The organism is Oscillospiraceae bacterium (assembly GCA_034925865.1).
Taxonomy (GTDB): Bacteria; Bacillota; Clostridia; order Oscillospirales; family SIG627; genus SIG704.
This window is the reverse complement of sequence record JAYFRN010000023.1, coordinates 27,001-45,323: the sequence shown is the minus strand read 5'-3', so window position 1 is coordinate 45,323 and position 18,323 is coordinate 27,001. Positions and strand designations below refer to the sequence as shown.

The 18,323-nt window shown below is 39.9% G+C and carries 19 protein-coding genes; 5 read left to right on the top strand and 14 right to left on the bottom strand.

The annotated features are described in order from the left end of the window. From VB118_08760 to VB118_08750, 3 genes are all read left to right on the top strand, one after another. Positions 1-667, top strand: a 667-nt coding sequence (locus VB118_08760; protein MEA4832692.1) for an ABC transporter ATP-binding protein, incomplete at its 5' end; no start/stop codon positions are given. Positions 668-1,184: 517 nt separating this feature from the next. Beyond that, positions 1,185-3,035 carry an ABC transporter ATP-binding protein gene (locus VB118_08755; protein MEA4832691.1) on the top strand — a complete coding sequence of 617 codons (1,851 nt, stop codon included), beginning with the start codon at positions 1,185-1,187 and terminating at the stop codon, positions 3,033-3,035. Next, on the top strand, positions 3,019-4,914 hold the full coding sequence (locus VB118_08750) for an ABC transporter ATP-binding protein (GenBank protein ID MEA4832690.1): 1,896 nt from the start codon (positions 3,019-3,021) through the stop codon (positions 4,912-4,914). The genes VB118_08755 and VB118_08750 overlap by 17 nt, the downstream gene beginning before the upstream one ends. A gap of 98 nt (positions 4,915-5,012) precedes the next feature. Here the strand turns inward: VB118_08750 and VB118_08745 are convergent, their stop codons facing one another. The 14 genes from VB118_08745 to VB118_08680 form a co-directional block, all read right to left on the bottom strand. Continuing rightward, complete coding sequence (locus tag VB118_08745; GenBank protein ID MEA4832689.1) at positions 5,013-5,171, bottom strand: rubredoxin; 159 nt, start codon at positions 5,169-5,171, stop codon at positions 5,013-5,015. A 2-nt stretch (positions 5,172-5,173) separates the two neighbouring features. Continuing rightward, positions 5,174-5,551 (bottom strand): desulfoferrodoxin family protein, encoded by a 378-nt coding sequence (locus VB118_08740; protein ID MEA4832688.1) that lies wholly within the window; start codon positions 5,549-5,551, stop codon positions 5,174-5,176. Between the two features lie 24 nt (positions 5,552-5,575). Further along, complete coding sequence (locus tag VB118_08735; GenBank protein MEA4832687.1) at positions 5,576-7,441, bottom strand: flavin reductase; 1,866 nt, start codon at positions 7,439-7,441, stop codon at positions 5,576-5,578. A 626-nt stretch (positions 7,442-8,067) separates the two neighbouring features. Beyond that, the gene (locus VB118_08730) at positions 8,068-8,523 is read right to left on the bottom strand and encodes a phosphotransferase (GenBank protein ID MEA4832686.1); all 456 of its coding nucleotides are present in this window, start codon (positions 8,521-8,523) and stop codon (positions 8,068-8,070) included. A 4-nt stretch (positions 8,524-8,527) separates the two neighbouring features. Then, a complete protein-coding gene (locus VB118_08725) occupies positions 8,528-9,904 on the bottom strand; it encodes a GNAT family N-acetyltransferase (GenBank protein ID MEA4832685.1) in 1,377 nt (458 codons plus the stop codon). Positions 9,905-10,011: 107 nt separating this feature from the next. After that, the gene (locus tag VB118_08720; GenBank protein ID MEA4832684.1) at positions 10,012-10,812 is read right to left on the bottom strand and encodes a sugar phosphate isomerase/epimerase family protein; all 801 of its coding nucleotides are present in this window, start codon (positions 10,810-10,812) and stop codon (positions 10,012-10,014) included. Further along, positions 10,809-11,546 (bottom strand): HAD family hydrolase, encoded by a 738-nt coding sequence (locus VB118_08715; GenBank protein ID MEA4832683.1) that lies wholly within the window; start codon positions 11,544-11,546, stop codon positions 10,809-10,811. Before VB118_08715 ends, VB118_08720 begins: the two co-directional genes overlap by 4 nt. Continuing rightward, positions 11,543-12,313, bottom strand: a complete 771-nt coding sequence (locus VB118_08710) for a pyrroline-5-carboxylate reductase dimerization domain-containing protein (protein ID MEA4832682.1) — start codon at positions 12,311-12,313, stop codon at positions 11,543-11,545. Before VB118_08710 ends, VB118_08715 begins: the two co-directional genes overlap by 4 nt. A gap of 71 nt (positions 12,314-12,384) precedes the next feature. Then, complete coding sequence (locus VB118_08705) at positions 12,385-13,161, bottom strand: ABC-2 family transporter protein (GenBank protein ID MEA4832681.1); 777 nt, start codon at positions 13,159-13,161, stop codon at positions 12,385-12,387. Between the two features lies 1 nt (position 13,162). Continuing rightward, positions 13,163-13,966 carry an ABC transporter permease gene (locus VB118_08700; GenBank protein ID MEA4832680.1) on the bottom strand — a complete coding sequence of 268 codons (804 nt, stop codon included), beginning with the start codon at positions 13,964-13,966 and terminating at the stop codon, positions 13,163-13,165. Continuing rightward, positions 13,963-14,964: an ATP-binding cassette domain-containing protein gene (locus tag VB118_08695; GenBank protein MEA4832679.1), complete on the bottom strand. Its 1,002-nt coding sequence runs from the start codon at positions 14,962-14,964 to the stop codon at positions 13,963-13,965. The genes VB118_08700 and VB118_08695 overlap by 4 nt, the downstream gene beginning before the upstream one ends. Before the next feature lie 279 nt (positions 14,965-15,243). After that, positions 15,244-15,732: an HD domain-containing protein gene (locus VB118_08690; GenBank protein ID MEA4832678.1), complete on the bottom strand. Its 489-nt coding sequence runs from the start codon at positions 15,730-15,732 to the stop codon at positions 15,244-15,246. A 22-nt stretch (positions 15,733-15,754) separates the two neighbouring features. Further along, complete coding sequence (locus VB118_08685) at positions 15,755-16,225, bottom strand: GNAT family N-acetyltransferase (protein ID MEA4832677.1); 471 nt, start codon at positions 16,223-16,225, stop codon at positions 15,755-15,757. A gap of 58 nt (positions 16,226-16,283) precedes the next feature. Continuing rightward, a complete protein-coding gene (locus VB118_08680; GenBank protein MEA4832676.1) occupies positions 16,284-17,111 on the bottom strand; it encodes a class I SAM-dependent methyltransferase in 828 nt (275 codons plus the stop codon). A gap of 409 nt (positions 17,112-17,520) precedes the next feature. On the opposite strand from VB118_08680, the gene VB118_08675 reads away from it, so the two are divergent. Together VB118_08675 and VB118_08670 are read left to right on the top strand one after the other, a co-directional pair. Beyond that, a complete protein-coding gene (locus VB118_08675) occupies positions 17,521-18,084 on the top strand; it encodes a GNAT family N-acetyltransferase (GenBank protein MEA4832675.1) in 564 nt (187 codons plus the stop codon). Further along, positions 18,077-18,322: a hypothetical protein gene (locus VB118_08670; protein MEA4832674.1), complete on the top strand. Its 246-nt coding sequence runs from the start codon at positions 18,077-18,079 to the stop codon at positions 18,320-18,322. The genes VB118_08675 and VB118_08670 overlap by 8 nt, the downstream gene beginning before the upstream one ends. Position 18,323 lies beyond the last annotated feature (1 nt).

Genomic DNA, 18,323 nt, shown 5'->3' with positions numbered 1-18,323 from the left:
CGCCGTTGTCGGAATGAACGGATCGGGAAAGACGACGTTTATAAAGCTTCTTTGCCGTCTTTATGACCCGACAGAAGGAGAAATACTATTAAACGGAATTAATATAAAAAAATACGATTACGACGAATATATGTCGATATTTTCAGTCGTGTTTCAGGATTTCAAGCTGTTTTCGTTTTCACTCGGTCAGAATGTCGCGGCAAGGGTGGATTACGATAAAACAAAGGTTGAGGCCTGTCTTAAAGAAGCAGGCTTCGGAGACAGACTTTCATCAATGCCGGAGGGCGTTGAAACCTGCCTTTACAAGGATTTTGACGAGAAGGGAGTAAAGATTTCCGGCGGAGAGGCGCAGAAAATCGCACTTGCGCGTGCGCTGTATAAGGACGCGCCGTTTATCGTCCTCGACGAGCCGACCGCCGCGCTCGATCCGATTGCCGAATATGAGATTTACAGCAAATTCAATGAAATTGTCGGCGATAAAACAGCGATTTATATCAGTCATCGTCTTTCTTCCTGCCGCTTCTGCGATGATATTGCCGTATTTCATGAAGGGAAGCTTATTCAGCGCGGAAGCCATGACAAGCTTGTCGCCGACGAAGACGGAAAGTATTATGAGCTGTGGCATGCTCAGGCGCAGTATTACGCGGAGGAAGCCAAATGCCAATAATAACGCAGAAAGAAGCTCAACATTACGTTGAGCTTTATTAAAACGGCAATTAAATATGTCTTGTTTTATAAGAGAGAAAAGTCCATATACAAGAGCCTTTTCTCTCTTTAACGGTAATTATTTAATTGCCGAGTTAATAATAAATAATTAAACTTTATATTGAAGAGAACAATACACTTGCTTTTGTTATTATACCGTTAAATGAAATATATTGCCGAAAAATGCAAACTTACTATTGCAATTTCACGAAAAAGGAATATAATAATATAAAATAATTATTAACATATCATAATAACGCGTCAATGGTAGTATTGCTTATTTGCGCGGGAATGAATATCCGCTTAATTATAGAAAAAGCTTTGGTATATGGACCTTTTTCCAATATAAAACAACTATTATTTATCACCATTTTAGTAATCATATTATTCTTTATTGCGGTGTACTATTCTATGATATTACCAATTGCCATGTTGCGACATAAAAATAAAAATATCCCAATCAAAAAGGAGAGGAACGAATGCATGCTGCAAATAAAAAACAGATAAAGCGTGAAAAACCGAAATATGGGATGGGAAGCAACTCCTTGTATATGATCAAACGCGCTTGGCGCGAACGCAAAAGTGTGATTTGGCTTTGCTTTGCCCAGGTTTTTCTGGCGGTGGTAACAAGCCTGTTGGGTTTGTTTATTGCGCCAACCATATTAGGTCAGGTAGAAAACGCCTCTCCGCTATCTGAATTGTTGCTTACCATTTTCGCATTTGCTTGCGGCTTAATGCTGGTTCAAGGGGCTTCCATCTATCTCAGTGTGAATATTGCACCCGGACGACATTTGATCCGTTCCGGTATAGCCATGGATATTCAAGATAAATATTCTAAAACCTCCTATCCCAACACGATGGATCCCGACATAAACCGTCGGTTCGACCAGACACAGTATTCAGTAAAATACGGTCAGTCGGCCACGGAAGCGATCTGGAATACCTTTTCCTCTCTGCTTACAAACGGAATCGGATTTGTAATTTACTTAATATTGCTTTCCTCTCTGGATCCGATATTGCTGGCTGTTGTTTTGGTGACCACGATTACCGGCTATTTTATCAATAAGCATATTAGCGAATGGAATTATCGCCATCGGGACGAAGAAGGGGATTATGTACATCAGATGCGTTACATAAACTCTGTTTCCGAGGATTTTTCATTTGGTAAGGATATCCGCCTTTTCGGGATGGAAGGGTGGCTTCTGGAACTTCATAAAAATGCCTTGAATTTCTTGCAGTCATTTTATCGCCGTGGGGGAACGGTAAACTACGGAGGAGATGCGGTCAGGGTACTATTTTCCTTTCTGCGAAACGGCATCGCTTATTATTACCTCATTTCCATGACAATTCATGGGAATCTAAGCGCTTCAGAATTTTTACTGTTTTTTACTGCGGTAGGTGGATTTACATCATGGATTAACGGGATTTTATCCGGGTTTTCTTCACTTTATATAAAAAGTATGGAAATATCTACTATTAGGGAGTTTCTCGATACGCCGGAGCCGTTTCGATTTGAGGAAGGAAAGCCACTTAAAGTCCGCAAATTTTCAGAATGTACGATTGAACTGCGTAATGTCTCCTTCCGTTATCCGGGAGCACAGAAGGACACGCTACACAATATTAATCTAGTAATTCATTCGGGAGAAAAGCTTGCCATTGTGGGTTTAAATGGAGCGGGTAAAACAACCATTGTCAAGCTGATCTGTGGCTTTTTTGATCCGACGGAAGGACAGGTATTGTTTAATGGTGAGGATATACGACAGTATAACCGTCGGGATTATTACCATATGTTTGCAGCTGTCTTTCAGCAATTTTCCCTTCTTGCGGCAACGATTGACGAAAATGTCGCGCAGAAAAGCCAAGCAGACGAGGATAAAGTATCACAATGTCTGGAGAAGGCAGGGCTTACGCATAAAATGCAGGAACTGCCTTATAAAACGCATACCCATCTTGGCAAGGAAGTCTTTAATGATGCAGTCGGGCTTTCTGGGGGTGAGCTTCAGCGTCTTATGCTGGCCCGCGCGCTTTATAAAGACGCTCCGTTTATTTTGCTTGATGAGCCCACCGCGGCTCTTGACCCTATTGCTGAAAACGATATATATCAGAGATTTAACGATTTGACTAGGGAAAAAACTTCTGTGTATATTTCTCATCGTTTGGCTTCCACTCGCTTTTGTGATCGTATTCTTCTTTTGGCGGACGGTCAAATCACAGAGGAAGGAACCCATAATTTTCTATTAAACCAGAACGGCCGATACGCGGAACTGTTTAAAATTCAAAGCCTGTATTATCAGGAGCACGGAGGTGAGAAGCTTGCAACAGAAATCTAAGAAAATATACAAGCTTTCGTTGAGAAAAGCCTGCGAGCTTAATATCCGTTCTCTTAAGTTATGGTGGAAAAACTATCCGTCCTTGTTTCGGGCGGCACTGATAAACGACCTTTTTAGTATACTGCCTCCCTACGCGGGAATTTATCTTTCTGCAAAGATTATAACCGAGCTTGCCGGAGGCAGAGACCCTCAAGACCTCGCCCGATTGGTAGTTATTACGCTTATTGTGACGACCTCTTTGGAGTTGGTGGGTTGGGGGATAAGCCGGTGGCGTGATTGGGAATTCAGCGGAAATTATGATAAGGCACTAAATTTTTTTACAAAAAAGCTCCTGCATATGGATTATCAGTCTCTTGACAGCGCGATGACCCATGACCTGCTTTCAAGGGTGGAGAATAATCCTACCTGGGTAGGTGGAGGAATCGGCGAAAGCATTTACCAGTGGGAGACGCTTTTATTTGCTATTATGCAAATTATCGGTGCTGTTTCTTTAAGCGTGTCGCTTTTTACACTGCGTGTTCCTCAAAGCGCAGGAATCCTTACAATACTCAATAACCCTATTTTTCTATTCCTGATTATCGCTGTTATGTTTACAGTAACTGTTTTTGCCCCTGCCTGTTCAACCAAAGCAAGCAGCTATCATTCCAAGCTTGCTGATGAAATGCAGACAAGCAGCCGTACTGACTGGTTTTATTCATCCATGGCTAATGATCGGACGCGAGCGGAGGATATCCGTATTTACCGCCAGGACGAATTCTGCCGCGAGATACTGATGAAAGCAAGGATAACCAACCTTTCCGCTCGTTTAAGTCAGTATATGCGCGGGCCTATCGGCGGATATCATGCGTTAGGAGCGGCAGTTTCTAATGTGTTTACAGGAATTGCCTATGCTTTTGTCTGTGTCAAGGCGTGGGCGGGAGCGTTCGGCATTGGCGCTGTGACTCAGTATATCGGGGCGATTACAGCACTTTCTGGCAGCGTATCGTCACTGCTGGGTACCTTGGGAAAAATGCGTAGCAATGCGGAATTTTTAAGCGACACCTTTCAGTTTTTAGACATTCCCAATGATTTGCATAAAGAAGGTATGGCTGTTAAGCCGGACGCAGACAGCCATTATGAAATAGAATTTCATAATGTCAGTTTTCGATATCCCGGCAGTGAGATTTATGCTTTGCAAAACGCATCCTTTAAGCTAAAGGTGGGCGACAGGCTTGCGGTGGTAGGGCAAAACGGAAGCGGAAAAACGACGTTCATTAAGCTGCTCTGCCGTCTGTATGACCCGACGGAAGGCAGTATCACTTTAAATGGAACTGACATACGTGAGTTTTGCTATGAGGAATATCTGAAGCTTTTTTCCGTGGTGTTTCAGGACTTCCGCCTTCCGGCATTTAAGCTGGGGCAGGATGTGGCTGCAGCGGAGGAATATAATTCGGATTGCGCCCTTTCCTGCTTGGAAAAGGCAGGCTTTAGGACCCGGTTGAATACATTGCAAAGAGGTTTGGAAACACCTCTTTACCGTGATTTTGATAAAAGTGGCGTTGAGATTTCCGGCGGAGAGGCGCAGAAAATCGCGCTTGCGCGTGCGCTGTATAAGGACGCGCCGTTTATCGTCCTTGACGAGCCGACCGCCGCACTCGATCCGATTGCCGAATATGAGATTTACAGCAAATTCAATGAAATTGTCGGCGATAAAACAGCGATTTATATCAGTCATCGTCTTTCTTCCTGCCGTTTCTGCGATGATATTGCCGTATTTCATGAAGGAAAGCTTATTCAGCGCGGAAGCCATGACGAGCTTGTCGCCTACGAAGACGGAAAGTATTATGAGTTGTGGCATGCTCAGGCGCAGTATTATGCGGAGGAAGTGAAATGCAAATAATAATGCAGAACAAAAAAGCTCAACATTACGTTGGGCTTTTTGTATGACATTGATTATTATGTAAGATTATTATAGATAACATAGAGTAATGGCTTTATTTATTCCGCTTTTTTAAACTGATCTTTTCCCGCTCCGCAGACCGGGCATACAAAATCATCCGGAAGATCTTCGAATTTTGTGCCGGGGGCTATGCCATTTTCAGGATCGCCTTTTTCTTCGTCATATTCCCATCCGCAGATTTCACATATATATTTCATCTTTATATCTCCTTTTTGTTCCATAGTCCGTGTAGATTGCAGTAAGCTAAAGCCGCCTCGACTTCATCGTCGCCGCAAATCATGAAGCATACCTTCGGTTCGTCGCCGGGCTTCAACTGCTTTCTCTGGTTGCCTTGTTTGGTCTGAAGACATATCCATTCGATATAATGCTGTTCTGTCATAGGATGAGCGACGCTTCCGATTTCTACTATGACCTTGTTGCCTTCGCGTTTTATTACCGGAACATGCTTTTCATGCGAAGCATCGATGGTGTTTGGAACAAGCTCGCTCATCTTTTCGCCGCAGCAAACGACCGGTACGCCTTTGTTTTTTACAAAAGCAATGATATTGCCGCAATGCTTGCAGATATAAAATTTCAATTCCATTATTTTGTCCTCCTAAAATTATTTTTGTAATTCAAAATCTGATTTGGGATGTTTGCACAGTGGGCATACCCAGTCATCCGGAAGCTTGTCAAATGGTATACCTTCTTTTACTTCATCATATATATAACCGCAGATTTTGCATATCCAGATTTTCCCGACGCTTACGTACTTTTGCTGCGGTTTCGGCTTAATATGAGAAAAGTAATATTCGTATGTAACAGATGGAACGAATGAAAGCTTCCGTGCTTCTGTTACCTCGGCGATAAACAGTGTATGTGTTCCGCAATCGTAAGAACCGATTACTTTTCCGGAAATGACGGCGTTTGTAATTTCTGTTATATATAAAATACCGTTGGCGCTTCTGTAGGTGTTTTTAATACTTTCAAACTTATTGACATCACGTCCGCTTTGAAATCCGAAATGCCTGAATATGTCAAACGGAGCTTCTTGGGCCAGGACAGAAACGTTAAATAAACCGGATTTTGCTATCATGTCATGCGTATAATTCTGTTTATTGACACAGATACTGATTTGTTTCGGCTGACTGGTTATCTGCTGAACCGTATTTATGATACATCCGTTGTCTTTGACGCCGTCATTTGCAGTAAGAACAAACAGACCGTATGAAATATTAAATAATGCGGATGAATCAACCGGCGCATCAGGTTTTACTTCAGGAGTTGATTCAGTATTTGACATAGAACTTGAGATCGCATTTACAAGCGCATCAATTTCAACGGACTGCGATTCCTTAATTGAAGATTTAAGAGTGACTGTCGGTTGTAGAAAATTCATGTTTTTGCATCCGCTCAGAATTTCCTGCATGAGTTTTCCGCTGAGCGGAGCCCAGGAACCATTCTGGATGAAAGCAACTGTTCGATTTTGAATATTGTGCGCGGCCAGGTCGCGGAGCAACTCGTCCATTGTAACAAAAACACCCGCGTTATATGTTGTGGACGCGAACACAAGATGGCTGAATTTAAATGCGGCCGCAATGATCTCAGACGCAAAGGTGACGGAAACATCAAACATCACGGAATGTATCTCCATGTCGTGCAGCCGGCTTGAAAGGATTTCCGCCGCGTTTTCCGTGTTTCCGTAAACCGAAGCATATGCAATCATTACCCCGGTAGTTTCCGGAGTATAAGAGCTCCACGCCTGATACTTTTCTATATAAAAACTGAGATTTCTTCGCCATACAAAACCATGTAGAGGGCAGATCATTTGTATATCATGCGCTGATGCTTTTTTTAGAAGAGCCTGTACCTGAACACCGTATTTTCCGACAATATTGCAGTAATATCGACGCGCTTCGTCAAGGAAGTCGCGCTCGAAATCCACTTCATCGGCAAAAACAGCGCCGTTCAATGCTCCGAAACAGCCGAATGCATCGGCAGAATAGAGAATTTTTGCCGTTTTGTCAAAGGTCATCATCACTTCCGGCCAGTGAATCATCGGTGCCATCAAAAATGTCAGCTCATGTTTTCCGGTGTTTAATATATCGTTTTCCTTTACAATAAGGTACTTGAATTCGACGTCGAAGAACTGCTGTATCATTGTCAAGGATTTGTTATTGCATACGACCGTGACCTCAGGATATCGCCGGATAAGTTCAGAAAGTGTTGCGGAATGATCGGGCTCCATATGATGAACTACTACATAATCGAGTTTTCTTCCATTAAGAACATGGGTTATATTTTCAAAGAATACTTTGCTTACTGCTTTGTCGACTGTGTCGAACAAAATTGTTGATTCGTCCAATAATAAATAGGAGTTATAGGAAACGCCTTTCGGTACGGAATAAACTCCTTCAAACATGGCAAGGCGCCGATCATTGCCGCCGACCCAGAATAAATCATCTTGAATTTTTTTGGTGCAGTACATAATCCTCCTTGCGTGATTACAATTATGATCTTTACAATCCTCTTTATAATATCAAAAATGCTAATATATAACATTAAAAATTATAGCATATTTATTTAATCGTGTCAATGACAAAACTATATCTTATCTGTAACAGTTCATATCCGGTTTTGTATCGGTATCCATTTAATAGTGAACAAATTATAAGTGCAGGTTTGCAAATCTCTTGAATATCTCTTTTTCACAATCTTTCACACTGTAATTATATTGAAGTATCAAGCTAATAAGCTCTGAATTTTTATTTGAAGCTGTATCACACTCACATAAGTCAGCGATAAATCCGTATATATAATAAAAATTCATCAGGCTGTAAAAATTATCAGGTAATCCGGCTGAGAAATATGTATATATAAAGCCATTTTTAAAATTATCGCTTATATCGTTATCGAATAATATAGTGCCGAGCTCGAATTCCGGATCACCATATCCTAAATTATAATTATTAAAATCAATGGCAACAAGCGTTTCATCTGCCAGTAAAATTAGATTGCCAGGATTGTAATCACCATGGTTGAAACATTGCGGACGATTATATAAAAGAAATAGATTGTTATTCAGAATATCTACAATTTTTTGAATATCAGAGTCTAACAATGAATTGTTTTTAAATATACAAGTCTAGTACATATTTTTTGTTCGAATCGTTTCAACCACGGTTCTGCGTCTGCAGGAGCAGAAATAGCATGAATTTTTAAAAGTATTGCTGCGGCTTTTTGACCAAGCGAATATAATTGTTCTTTGGGAAGCTGTGGCGACAGAATTTCTAGGTCTTTTCCTTCGCACCATTCAGTAAGTTGATAAATATGTTTCTTATCATATACACCGAATTCAATTGGCTTTGATACACGGATACCATTTTCATATGCTTTTCGCAGCATATTGAATTCAGCTTGTTTTCGTTCATACTGATTAATATCGGATATACGAAGAAGAAACCGACTACCTTCGGAGCAGGTAATACGAAATTTCTGATCTCCGGACATACCCTTAGTAATCGGTACTTTATCTGTAAATTCATTATTCAATATTTCGAGCTTTGACATATAATTACTTTCTATGTAATACAAATTTTTGCACCGGATAATCAAATTCGGTCAGAAGCTCGTCAGGCTCAAACCCAAACTTCCGATATAAAGCTCTCGGAACAATGCCTTTGGCATCGTTCTCGCGGAATGTCGTCACATTTATGTCGCACTCCGGCATCAGATTAAGCATTTCGCGAATAAGCGCGGATGCGACGCCGCGGCATCGGTATTCGGGATGTACCGCCATGCAGGAAAGGCAGTGATGGTGCGGAGAGAATAATAAAATACCTGAAAGCTTGCCGTCTTCTCTTATACACAGCGCCGTTTTTCGAACAATATTTTTTTTCAGCGTTTCTGTATAATTATCAATATCAAGCCCCGGAAAATCTTCAGCGACGGTATTCACAAGCGCAAGCCACGCCGGAATGTCCTTTTCCTCCGCACATACAACATGAAAATCCATAGAGATGATAGCTTTATCCTGTGTCAGAGGTATAAATATATCCTTACACCATCCTGAAAGCTTACCGGCAAACCAATCCTCCTCCGTCCAGCTTTCACAATGCAGAATTATACCTAGTAAAACATTCAACGCGAAAGTATAGCCGAGAGCCATAGAATCAATTGTCTCTCCCGCCGTTATATAACCCTCTGTTATCGCACGCCTGTTTATGATCCCGCCTATACAGCAAAAAAGCGCGCTGATATCCATCATCGGGTGACAGTAACCGAAAAGAGAAAAATCAATCGTTGCGACACCCGCCTCTGTTAACAGCATATTTGAAAGCGAAAGGTCGGAATGAACGGGAATGAAATCATCTTCTGACTGCTGTAACAGTTCAGTAATTTTATCGAGAGCTGCCGCCATTATTTCGCAGCTGTTACGGTCAACTGCACCGACAGCGGCCAGTTCATTAAGCTTTCTTTTCAAACGTCCGCACAACGCTCCGTCATATCTAAGCGCGGGGATTTTCTGAAAGCTGCGTGCAGCTTGATGCAGTTTCGCGGTCATTTCGCCGATCTTGCGGCAAAGAGGAGGAAAAAGCTCGCTTTTATCAATTGTATGTCCTTCAATCCAAGTCAGCATAGTTGCAGTAATACCGTCGGACAGCTTTGTAACAAGTTCACCATTCAAATTTTGAACCGGTGTCTGTACATTCATTTTGAACAATTTCAGATGAGAAATCAATGAAAGCTCGCTTTGATAAAGCTGTATACGGTCAAAGCCTTCATATATCGGATCGGTTGTAAAGCCATCCTTATGTTTGTGTATTCTCAGCAGGTATTTACCATCCACCTGAAAAGTCATGTTTTCATTGTGACGAATAAGCTCAGTATCTGCGTTGGCAAGTCCGTATTGCCCGAGCGCTTCAATAAGCAGTTTGCTATGTTCTGCCATTTTAATGACCATACCTTTCCGCCGAACAGAAAATATCTCTATTCGGCACCATAATTGCGGTTGCTCTAACTACAAAGAAAAAGTGCTAAAATTCTACTTTTTCACCTTTATTTATCAAGAAGCTGTCTGAGCTTAACGGCGCGCTCATATGCCAGATGCAGAAAATCAGAAGGAGATATGGTCTCATATCCGCTGTTTCCGATTTCAAGACCGACTGCTCCCCAATATTTAATAGCTTTTATATTTCTCATAGCCTCGTTCCATTCAATAGTACCATCATAAGGAAGACGATGCTGATCATCTGTGCCGTCGTTATCATGCAGATGCAGCGCGATAAGCTTGCCGCCGAATTCTTTAAGTAAATCCTCGTCCGGCGTTCGGCAATGCCAATGTCCGATGTCAAAGCAGAATTTTACACGATCCGATTTTACATTATCTAATATGTAACGAACATATTCCGGACGGCGTAAGTTTTCAAACGCAAGATTTATATTGTTATCTTCTGCTTTAAACACAAGTCTCTTTATTCGCTCCAGACCGGTTACACCGAAGGGCGGAGGATTGTTACCTCCTGAGACATGAATAACCATTGCCGGTATGTCATATCTGACGCAGTCATCAATACACGAGAGCTGAGTTATTAGGTATTCGTCGCCGTCGATACCGTCAAGCCAAAGACTGTTGCAGCTTTCAAAAGGTGTATGCAGATTTTCAATATACAAGCTGTTTTTTCGTGCAAGACTGGGATTAAGGTGTTTTGTCTCGTGCGGATTATCAGGAAATCCGCACCAGCCGAGCATAACTCCGTCAAAGCCCGTTTCACGGATTAGTTTGTATCTTTCATTCATCGGTATTTCATATCCGAAAGAATCATGTATTGTAATTTTTCGAGTGTTGTTTGTATTCATTTCATTCTCTCTAAAACATCAATCATCTCGTCCCACTCGTGTATATGCAAGTGTTCGCATGCGGGACAAAAATGAGGAATTTCATCTTCACGCGGGTCTTTTACCGAAGCGCATTGATACCACACCGGGAATATACCGACTTGTGCCGAGCCTTCCACATCTGCCTGCGGATTGTCGCCGCAATACCATACATCTTTTGCGTCCAGTCGTGCCTTGCGGAGAGCAAGCTCAAAAAGCAACCGATTCGGCTTGCGGAACAGATAATCGCTCGAGGTTATGACAAATTCAAACCGATTATTCGGCAGAAGCCGGTTCAGTCGTTCGGTCAGTGCTTCGCCAGACCAGAGGAGATTGCTAATGACCGCGCTGCGTATACCTTTTCCGCTTATGTAATCGAGCATTTTATTGGCATTTGGCATAATGGCTCCCATGGACGCGCCGTTCCAGAATACCGTTTCTATCTCTCGTGGGGAAAGGGAGAATTCTATTCCTAAAAATTCATACAGAAATCGGTCTCCGACCTGACCGGAGATGTCATAACCAAGTTCACGAATACGCTCTACATTTTCGTCGAATACCATTTCGGCGTATTTCTGTACATCATCAACGGTACAATGGTTTTCATTTTTTATAGCATATTTCATAAGTTCCTCATTTCCGCGCATCGAGTCCCATCCAGGCTCATACAACAAGGTGTGGCCGTAATCAAAGATGATCATTTTTGGTAAAGTCATTTCTCATCTCTCCCTTTGTCACCTTTCGCTTTTTGATATGCTTGCTTCACCGAATGAAGAATATGCTCATTTACGTGATTTACGTTCATGCACTGTATACCTGCTTCAGTGGCTCCGCCTTTGGTCGCCACTTCAGATATTGTTTTATTGTAATCAGAATAAGACATAGCCGTCCTGAAGTTGGACTCCGCTATTTTTTTGCTTGTTTCTTCATCAAACCCCAATTCAATACCTGCTGATATCATGGATTGAATAAGATAAGCCGAAAATCCAAGACCACAGGCGGAATAGGCTGTTATTTTTTCGATTTCGAATTCCGCAACTTCAAAGGCAAATCCCATACCTGAAAATAGATTTATCCATTCTGCGTTCTTTGTATGTGTGTATCCAATGATTCCGTCTCTATGACTTATGGACAATGTCGGCATCGCGCGGATAATTTCATCTGCGCCGTATAATTTTTCAATCAATTCAGATATACGAACTCCTGCCATAAGACTTATTACATTCTTTCCTTCAACTTTGGTAGGCGGCAGCTCTATAAAAGTATCCCTTTTAAGAGCTATTATAAGATTATCGCAGAGATCAAACGCATTTTGAATTTTATCTGTCGTTGTGAACCCGAATTCTTTTTCCGCTAGAGAAAGGGTTTGGACAGATCTGGCACAAATTACAATATCTTTTTTACTTATATCTAGATTAATAAGCGCTTCGGCAAAAGCCTTACCGAGATGCCCAAAACCGATTATTCCAAACTTTTTACTCATTTGACGTACTCCAATGTAGCGAATTTTTGTATCTCATATCGACCTCGTAAATTTATTATATAGCTTTTTCTTTATGACCCAGTGGATTTATATTTTTTGATACCAAATTTGAAAAATGCATAACAAGGTACCATAAACACGAAACCTAATATCGGCAAAAACATATATACAATCTTATCGGATTTGCCAATGAGATACAGAAAAGGATAATACTGAAACAACGCAAGCGGAATAATGTATGTAAAAAACTTCAGCACACCTTCTCCGTAAATCGAAAACGGATATTTGCCAAATTCTCTGCCGCCATCGGTAAATATATTCATAAATTCAAGACCCTCAATAGTAAAAAAGCTTAATCCTGCATATAGAACAAAAAGCGCAGAAAAGATCACAATACCGCCTGATATCATAATAATAAGTGTCAATATTTTATCCGCAGACCAAACAATTTTGCTTGCCGGTATGGCATAGCAAATCATAATAATCGCCTGTAATAATCTGCCAATCCGTGTAAAGTCAATATTTGATGTTAAAACTTGAAAAATCTCATTTTGAGGACGAACCAAAATTCGATCAAGCCCTCCGCTTTTAATGAGTCTTGGAAATACATCAAATCCTCGCACAAAGCATTCGGTTATAGAAAATGACATCAACACAATTGAAAAGCAGAGCAATACTTCTGAATAACTAAATCCGTCAACGCTGTTAAATCGCGAAAACATAAATGAAACACCTAAAAATGCTGTGAATGACACCAAAAATTGCCCTATTGTCATCATGATAAAGGAGGATCTATATTGTATTTGGCATTTTAATAACATAGCGATATATTTAAAATAAAGCTTCATGTCAACCTCCTTGGACAATGACTTTTTTTAGGGCTTGCTTCATTAGAAACTTACCAACTAAAATAAGGGAAATAAGCCATCCGAGCTGCAGCAATATGCTCCATAAAATATCTTTTCCGGTTGTATATCCGGTGTAAATTAAAAAAGGTGTGTTTTGCATGGATGCAAAGGGAAGGGCATAAATTACGGGCTGTAACCATTCGGGGAAGAAAGGGAGCGGAATAATTGCACCAGCAAAAAACTCAATTACAGATGTCGCAAGTATTCGTATTCCGGTTGGTGAAATAGTATAAAAGCTTGAAATATAAATGAGCATGGAAAAAGCTATCAACACAAAAAAGCCAAGAAAAACGGAAAACAGAAATAGAATTCCTGACAAAAAATCCGGCGGCAAAGTAATATTAAATGGGAAAGGTAAAAAAGCCGCAACTAATAATATAGGGAAACACCGGAGAACGGTCCTAGAAAGCCTTATTGCCATGTTTTTAACAAACCACATAGAGTAAATATCTATAGGTCTGCAAAGCTCGTAAGCAATATTTCCTGTTGTAATGGCTTCAAAAATATCGTTATCGAAAAACCATGCCATAAACATTGCCAAAAATGCTTGCTGTATCCAAATATAATTAGATAGCTCAGGAAAAGACATAGGGAAGCTGTTTTTGTCGTTTTTAAAAAATGCCCAAAACATAAGAAGAGTAAATCCACCCCATGCAAATTGTGTGGCTATGCCTGCCCATGCAGCCGCGCGATATTGCAATCCGGTTATAAAACGTATTTTGAAGAAAGACAAGTACTTCTTCATATCATGAATTCCTTGTATAGGGAAACCACCATTTCTTCGGCGGTGGAACCTACGACAGAAATATCCTTTACTTCAATTTTGGCGAAGATTTCACAGATTGCATTTGACACAGATATTTTTGCTGTATCAATCAAAATTTCCGCGTGACCGTTATAGTCTTTACTTATAGTTATTCCGTCTGCCATTGCGGTTGTTGTTATCGATTTCAACATTGAATTTTTATTGGATACATAATCCACAATCAGAGTTTTGTATGACGAATTTCGTTTTTTAAGCTCACTCAATGAGCCGTCAAGCAAAATTTTTCCTTTGCCAATAAGTAAAATGCGTTCGGTTAACGCTTCAATATCCTGCATATCATGAGTCGTTAAAATAACAGTGGTTTTATATTCACGATTAATGGCTTTTATAAATTCACGGACAGCAATTTTGGAAACAGCATCCAGCCCGATAGTTGGTTCGTCTAAAAATAGGATTTTCGGATTATGTAAAAGAGAAGCTGCTATTTCACACCGCATACGTTGACCTAAAGAAAGCTGTCTAGCAGGAGTTTTTATGATTTCACTTAAATTCAGCATTTCAATCAAACAACAAGACATTTTTTTATAAGTATTGTAATCGACTTTATAAATATCTTTGAGAAGCTCAAAGCTGTCAATAACAGGCACGTCCCACCAAAGCTGTGAGCGTTGTCCGAAAACAACACCAATTTCTTTTACATGGTTTATTCTGTCTTTCCACGGCGTTCTGCCATTTATTAGACATTCACCGCTGTCAGGGGTGAGTATTCCGCTCATGATTTTAATAGTGCTGCTTTTTCCCGCTCCGTTAGGACCAATATATCCTACCATTTCGCCGTCATTTATTGTAAATGATACATTATCCAGCGCGTGGATATAACTATATTCTTTTTTAAAAAACGCGCTTAACGCTTTGGCAAAGCCTGCATTCCTTTTTGCCACTTTGAAGGTTTTATTAACACCAGTAAGCTTTATCAATTTTTCATCTCCTAACATTAAATGTAATTTAATAACACGGCAATTAATTGTGAGAGAAAAGATTTAATAATATATGAGCTTTCCTCTTCTAAAAAAGTGATCATATAATGACATTTTTAAATAGTTTTTCTGTATTGTGTTAAAATTCTTTCCCGATCCCAAATTTCACCCGATGATTCAACAGTAAAACGAGCGGTAAAACTCTTCAAAAATTCTACTTTATCGTCATATATGGCTCGGCTGACTTCAAAATTCAAATCATCACGGTATTTGAAAAAGTCAAGCTGGGCGCTCAGTCAAAAGATAATTACTCACATCATTTATCGTTTCGTTATGAGGTACAGCATAAAGAAAATTCATCCATATGTCATATGTGCCGAAGTGATCAAGGTAATCGGCATCTTGATGAAGCTTTATGTAATCGGAAAAAAAACGGCGGTTTGATGATCTGTCATCATGAACCGCGATTATTCCGCATATATCGTCAAGCTCCGCAGCAGTACAATGATCGCTTAATATTTCTCTTGTTATGGCAGAGCCTTCTGTGCCATGTTCCTCGATGCCGTTTGCTATATCGTGAAACCAGGCGGCAATCGTCAATATTTCATCGTGGCTTTGATCATTCGGGAGAATGATTCCGCGCAGTGTGACGACTAATTTTGCCACTCGTTCGCCATGATAATATTTGTTGCCGCGTTCTTTCCAAGAATGGCTGCGTTTATCTTTCATTAATTCGGTGGCAATTGATTTGATTTTATCCAAGTTCATGAATTATTTCCTCAATACATATTTAATGTTTATGATCTTCCTTCTTATAAAACAGTGTTGTCCAGATTGTATAACCGTTGCGTTCGTAGAAATTTCTTACTGCTCCTGCATCCTTTGTCGCTGAAGAAACGAAATAATTATTAATATTATTTGATACAGCTTTTTTTTCAACGAGAGCAAGCAGGTTTTCTCCGATTCTCCTGTTCCTGCATTCAGGATGAATATATAAATCATTTACGCAAAGATAATCGGAGTTATAATCAAAAATATTAATATAACGCTCTCCGCTGTTGGTTATTACATCTGCAGTAATATATCCCACAAGTTTTTCAAAGTCAAATGCAAGAATAAAATAATCATTTTGATGCTTAAGTATATCATCTTCATTATCGCAGACAACGCCGAAGGTGATGTTTTCTTTTACCCAATTATGTTGCAGGTCAATAACGGCATTACAGCATTCGGGTGTAAATATTTTATAACTTATGTTCATATTATTTTTTCTATAATTTTATCAGTAAGCTCTGAGGGCGTCAGAGTACCTTCAATGGTCATATCGCAGTACGGTCTGACGGTTTTCTTGCCATTTCGATGTCAATTACATCCCGCAAAACGATATTTCCTCCGTGCGCGTTGATTGCTTTCTTTATATCATTGCAAAGAGCGACTCTGTTACTTTTCGGAAGTGCTATATGATCAGAATAAATACTGATCAATGAAGTATAATCTTCAGCAGCGTAAGTGCGTTCTCTGTAATACATTTTAAAAGCAATATCGGTGAATCCATATTTCAAAGATATCTGCGCTCTTGCTTCCGCCTGTTCTGCTGAGTACTCATGAAAAATTTCACTGGGATCAGCCGGATGATAAATTGGATTGTAGTGTAATTTATATGCCTTCTGTATATCATCGAACAGCTTTTCCTGCCGATTGTTGTTCCTATAATACGGATGTATTGTACATCGTGCAAACACACCGCCGGGCTTCAGCATGTCAAATACTTTTTCATACCCGAGCTCCTCCGGAATCCAATGGAAAGCACCGGCGGAATAAATCATATCGAAAGATGAAGACTCTGCGCAGAAATCCTGAAATGCCATATTTTTTACTGAAAAATTTTTATACTCTTTGAATTTATTACGGGTAAACTCCGCAAGGTTTTTCCCTAATTCAACCGCAGTCAGATTACAGCCTGTCCGGAGTATAGGAACGGTCGCTTGTCCCGTTCCTATGCCGATTTCCAGAACATTGCTGTTCATATTGATTTCTTTGTATGCGAATAAATCCTTATACAATTCACTGTTATAGGTTGGGCTCCACCTGTCAAACTCTTTAGCCACAGTATCAAATGTCCATTCAAGTCCTTTAATAACCGGCATTTTATATCTCCTCTTCATTTGATGGTTTATATAGATTGCAGTTGTTCGAACCGCAAAGGTAAAAAAATTCGGTAACCATCATATTACCATATAATGTTCTTTATTTCAACATTGAAGTACGATTTTTAAGAAATATTTTAAAAAATAATTGACAAAGCTTTGATATTATGATATATTGAAAAAAATCTAATTTAGAAAGGCAAAGGCTTTGTTTATAATGGCTATGATTAATCGAGTCGATATGTATATGCAGCAGATTCAATTCGTGGTCATGAATGACAACGGGCTTTTGCCGTATTTCGTGTGAAATACTATATACATAATTGATTTGATATAGTAATTAACGAAAATAACGGTTGAAAGCTTATTAAGCTTTCAACCGTTTAATTTTTATACGGAGGAAAATATAGTGTTGACACATAAGGGAACGATTACACTTACAACAAAAAGGCTTGTCTTGATAAAACTGTCAATTGACCACATACAAGAAATGTATGATAATTACGCGACAGATACAAAAATGACCAAATATTTATCTTGGGAGCCATATACCGATATAGAAAAGATGCGTGAGTTCATGTTGAAGTGTATATCCGAATATGAAAATATTGAATGCTATCACTGGGTAATAACAATGAACGAAACATTTATAGGTACAATTAACCTTCATAATATTGTAAACCGTCATGAGCGATGTGAATTAGGGTATTGCATCGGCTCTAAATGGTGGAACAAGGGCATCATGACCGAAGCAGTACGCGAGATGATCCGTTTTGCGTTTGAGGAACTGAATATGAACAAGGTCAGCGCTTTACATGATACTGAAAATATTACTTCCGGCAAAGTTATGCAGAAAAATGGTATGAAGCAGGAAGGATTGCTGCGTGAGCATTCTGTACGTAAGGATGGTTCTCGAGGTGACTTGGCAGTATACGCAATTTTAAAAAGAGAATGGAGCGAAAGAAATGAATAGAAATAATGACAACATCAATGTCACCATTCGTCTCGCTTCTCTTAATGACGCACCGGATATAGCGAAAATTCATTCCAGATCATGGGAAGCAGCGTATCACGCAATTCTACCAACTGAGTACATAAAAAAGCAATGTGAAAAAAGACCGGAGCAATGGAAACACATTCTGTCGTTTGAAAATACCAGTCACTACGTTATCGAAAAGGATGGAAAGGCTGCTGGAATGTTTAGCGTTTGAG

What these genes read in the sequence shown, in the direction of transcription:
- VB118_08755 (MEA4832691.1), top strand. Translation starts at nt 1,185, where the DNA reads ATGCATGCTGCAAATAAAAAACAGATAAAGCGTGAAAAACCGAAATAT.
- VB118_08745 (MEA4832689.1), bottom strand. Translation starts at nt 5,171, where the DNA reads ATGAAATATATATGTGAAATCTGCGGATGGGAATATGACGAAGAAAAA.
- VB118_08735 (MEA4832687.1), bottom strand. Translation starts at nt 7,441, where the DNA reads ATGTACTGCACCAAAAAAATTCAAGATGATTTATTCTGGGTCGGCGGC.
- VB118_08730 (MEA4832686.1), bottom strand. Translation starts at nt 8,523, where the DNA reads ATGTCAAAGCTCGAAATATTGAATAATGAATTTACAGATAAAGTACCG.
- VB118_08725 (MEA4832685.1), bottom strand. Translation starts at nt 9,904, where the DNA reads ATGGCAGAACATAGCAAACTGCTTATTGAAGCGCTCGGGCAATACGGA.
- VB118_08720 (MEA4832684.1), bottom strand. Translation starts at nt 10,812, where the DNA reads ATGAATACAAACAACACTCGAAAAATTACAATACATGATTCTTTCGGA.
- VB118_08715 (MEA4832683.1), bottom strand. Translation starts at nt 11,546, where the DNA reads ATGACTTTACCAAAAATGATCATCTTTGATTACGGCCACACCTTGTTG.
- VB118_08710 (MEA4832682.1), bottom strand. Translation starts at nt 12,313, where the DNA reads ATGAGTAAAAAGTTTGGAATAATCGGTTTTGGGCATCTCGGTAAGGCT.
- VB118_08705 (MEA4832681.1), bottom strand. Translation starts at nt 13,161, where the DNA reads ATGAAGCTTTATTTTAAATATATCGCTATGTTATTAAAATGCCAAATA.
- VB118_08700 (MEA4832680.1), bottom strand. Translation starts at nt 13,966, where the DNA reads ATGAAGAAGTACTTGTCTTTCTTCAAAATACGTTTTATAACCGGATTG.
- VB118_08690 (MEA4832678.1), bottom strand. Translation starts at nt 15,732, where the DNA reads ATGAACTTGGATAAAATCAAATCAATTGCCACCGAATTAATGAAAGAT.
- VB118_08685 (MEA4832677.1), bottom strand. Translation starts at nt 16,225, where the DNA reads ATGAACATAAGTTATAAAATATTTACACCCGAATGCTGTAATGCCGTT.
- VB118_08680 (MEA4832676.1), bottom strand. Translation starts at nt 17,111, where the DNA reads ATGCCGGTTATTAAAGGACTTGAATGGACATTTGATACTGTGGCTAAA.
- VB118_08670 (MEA4832674.1), top strand. Translation starts at nt 18,077, where the DNA reads ATGAATAGAAATAATGACAACATCAATGTCACCATTCGTCTCGCTTCT.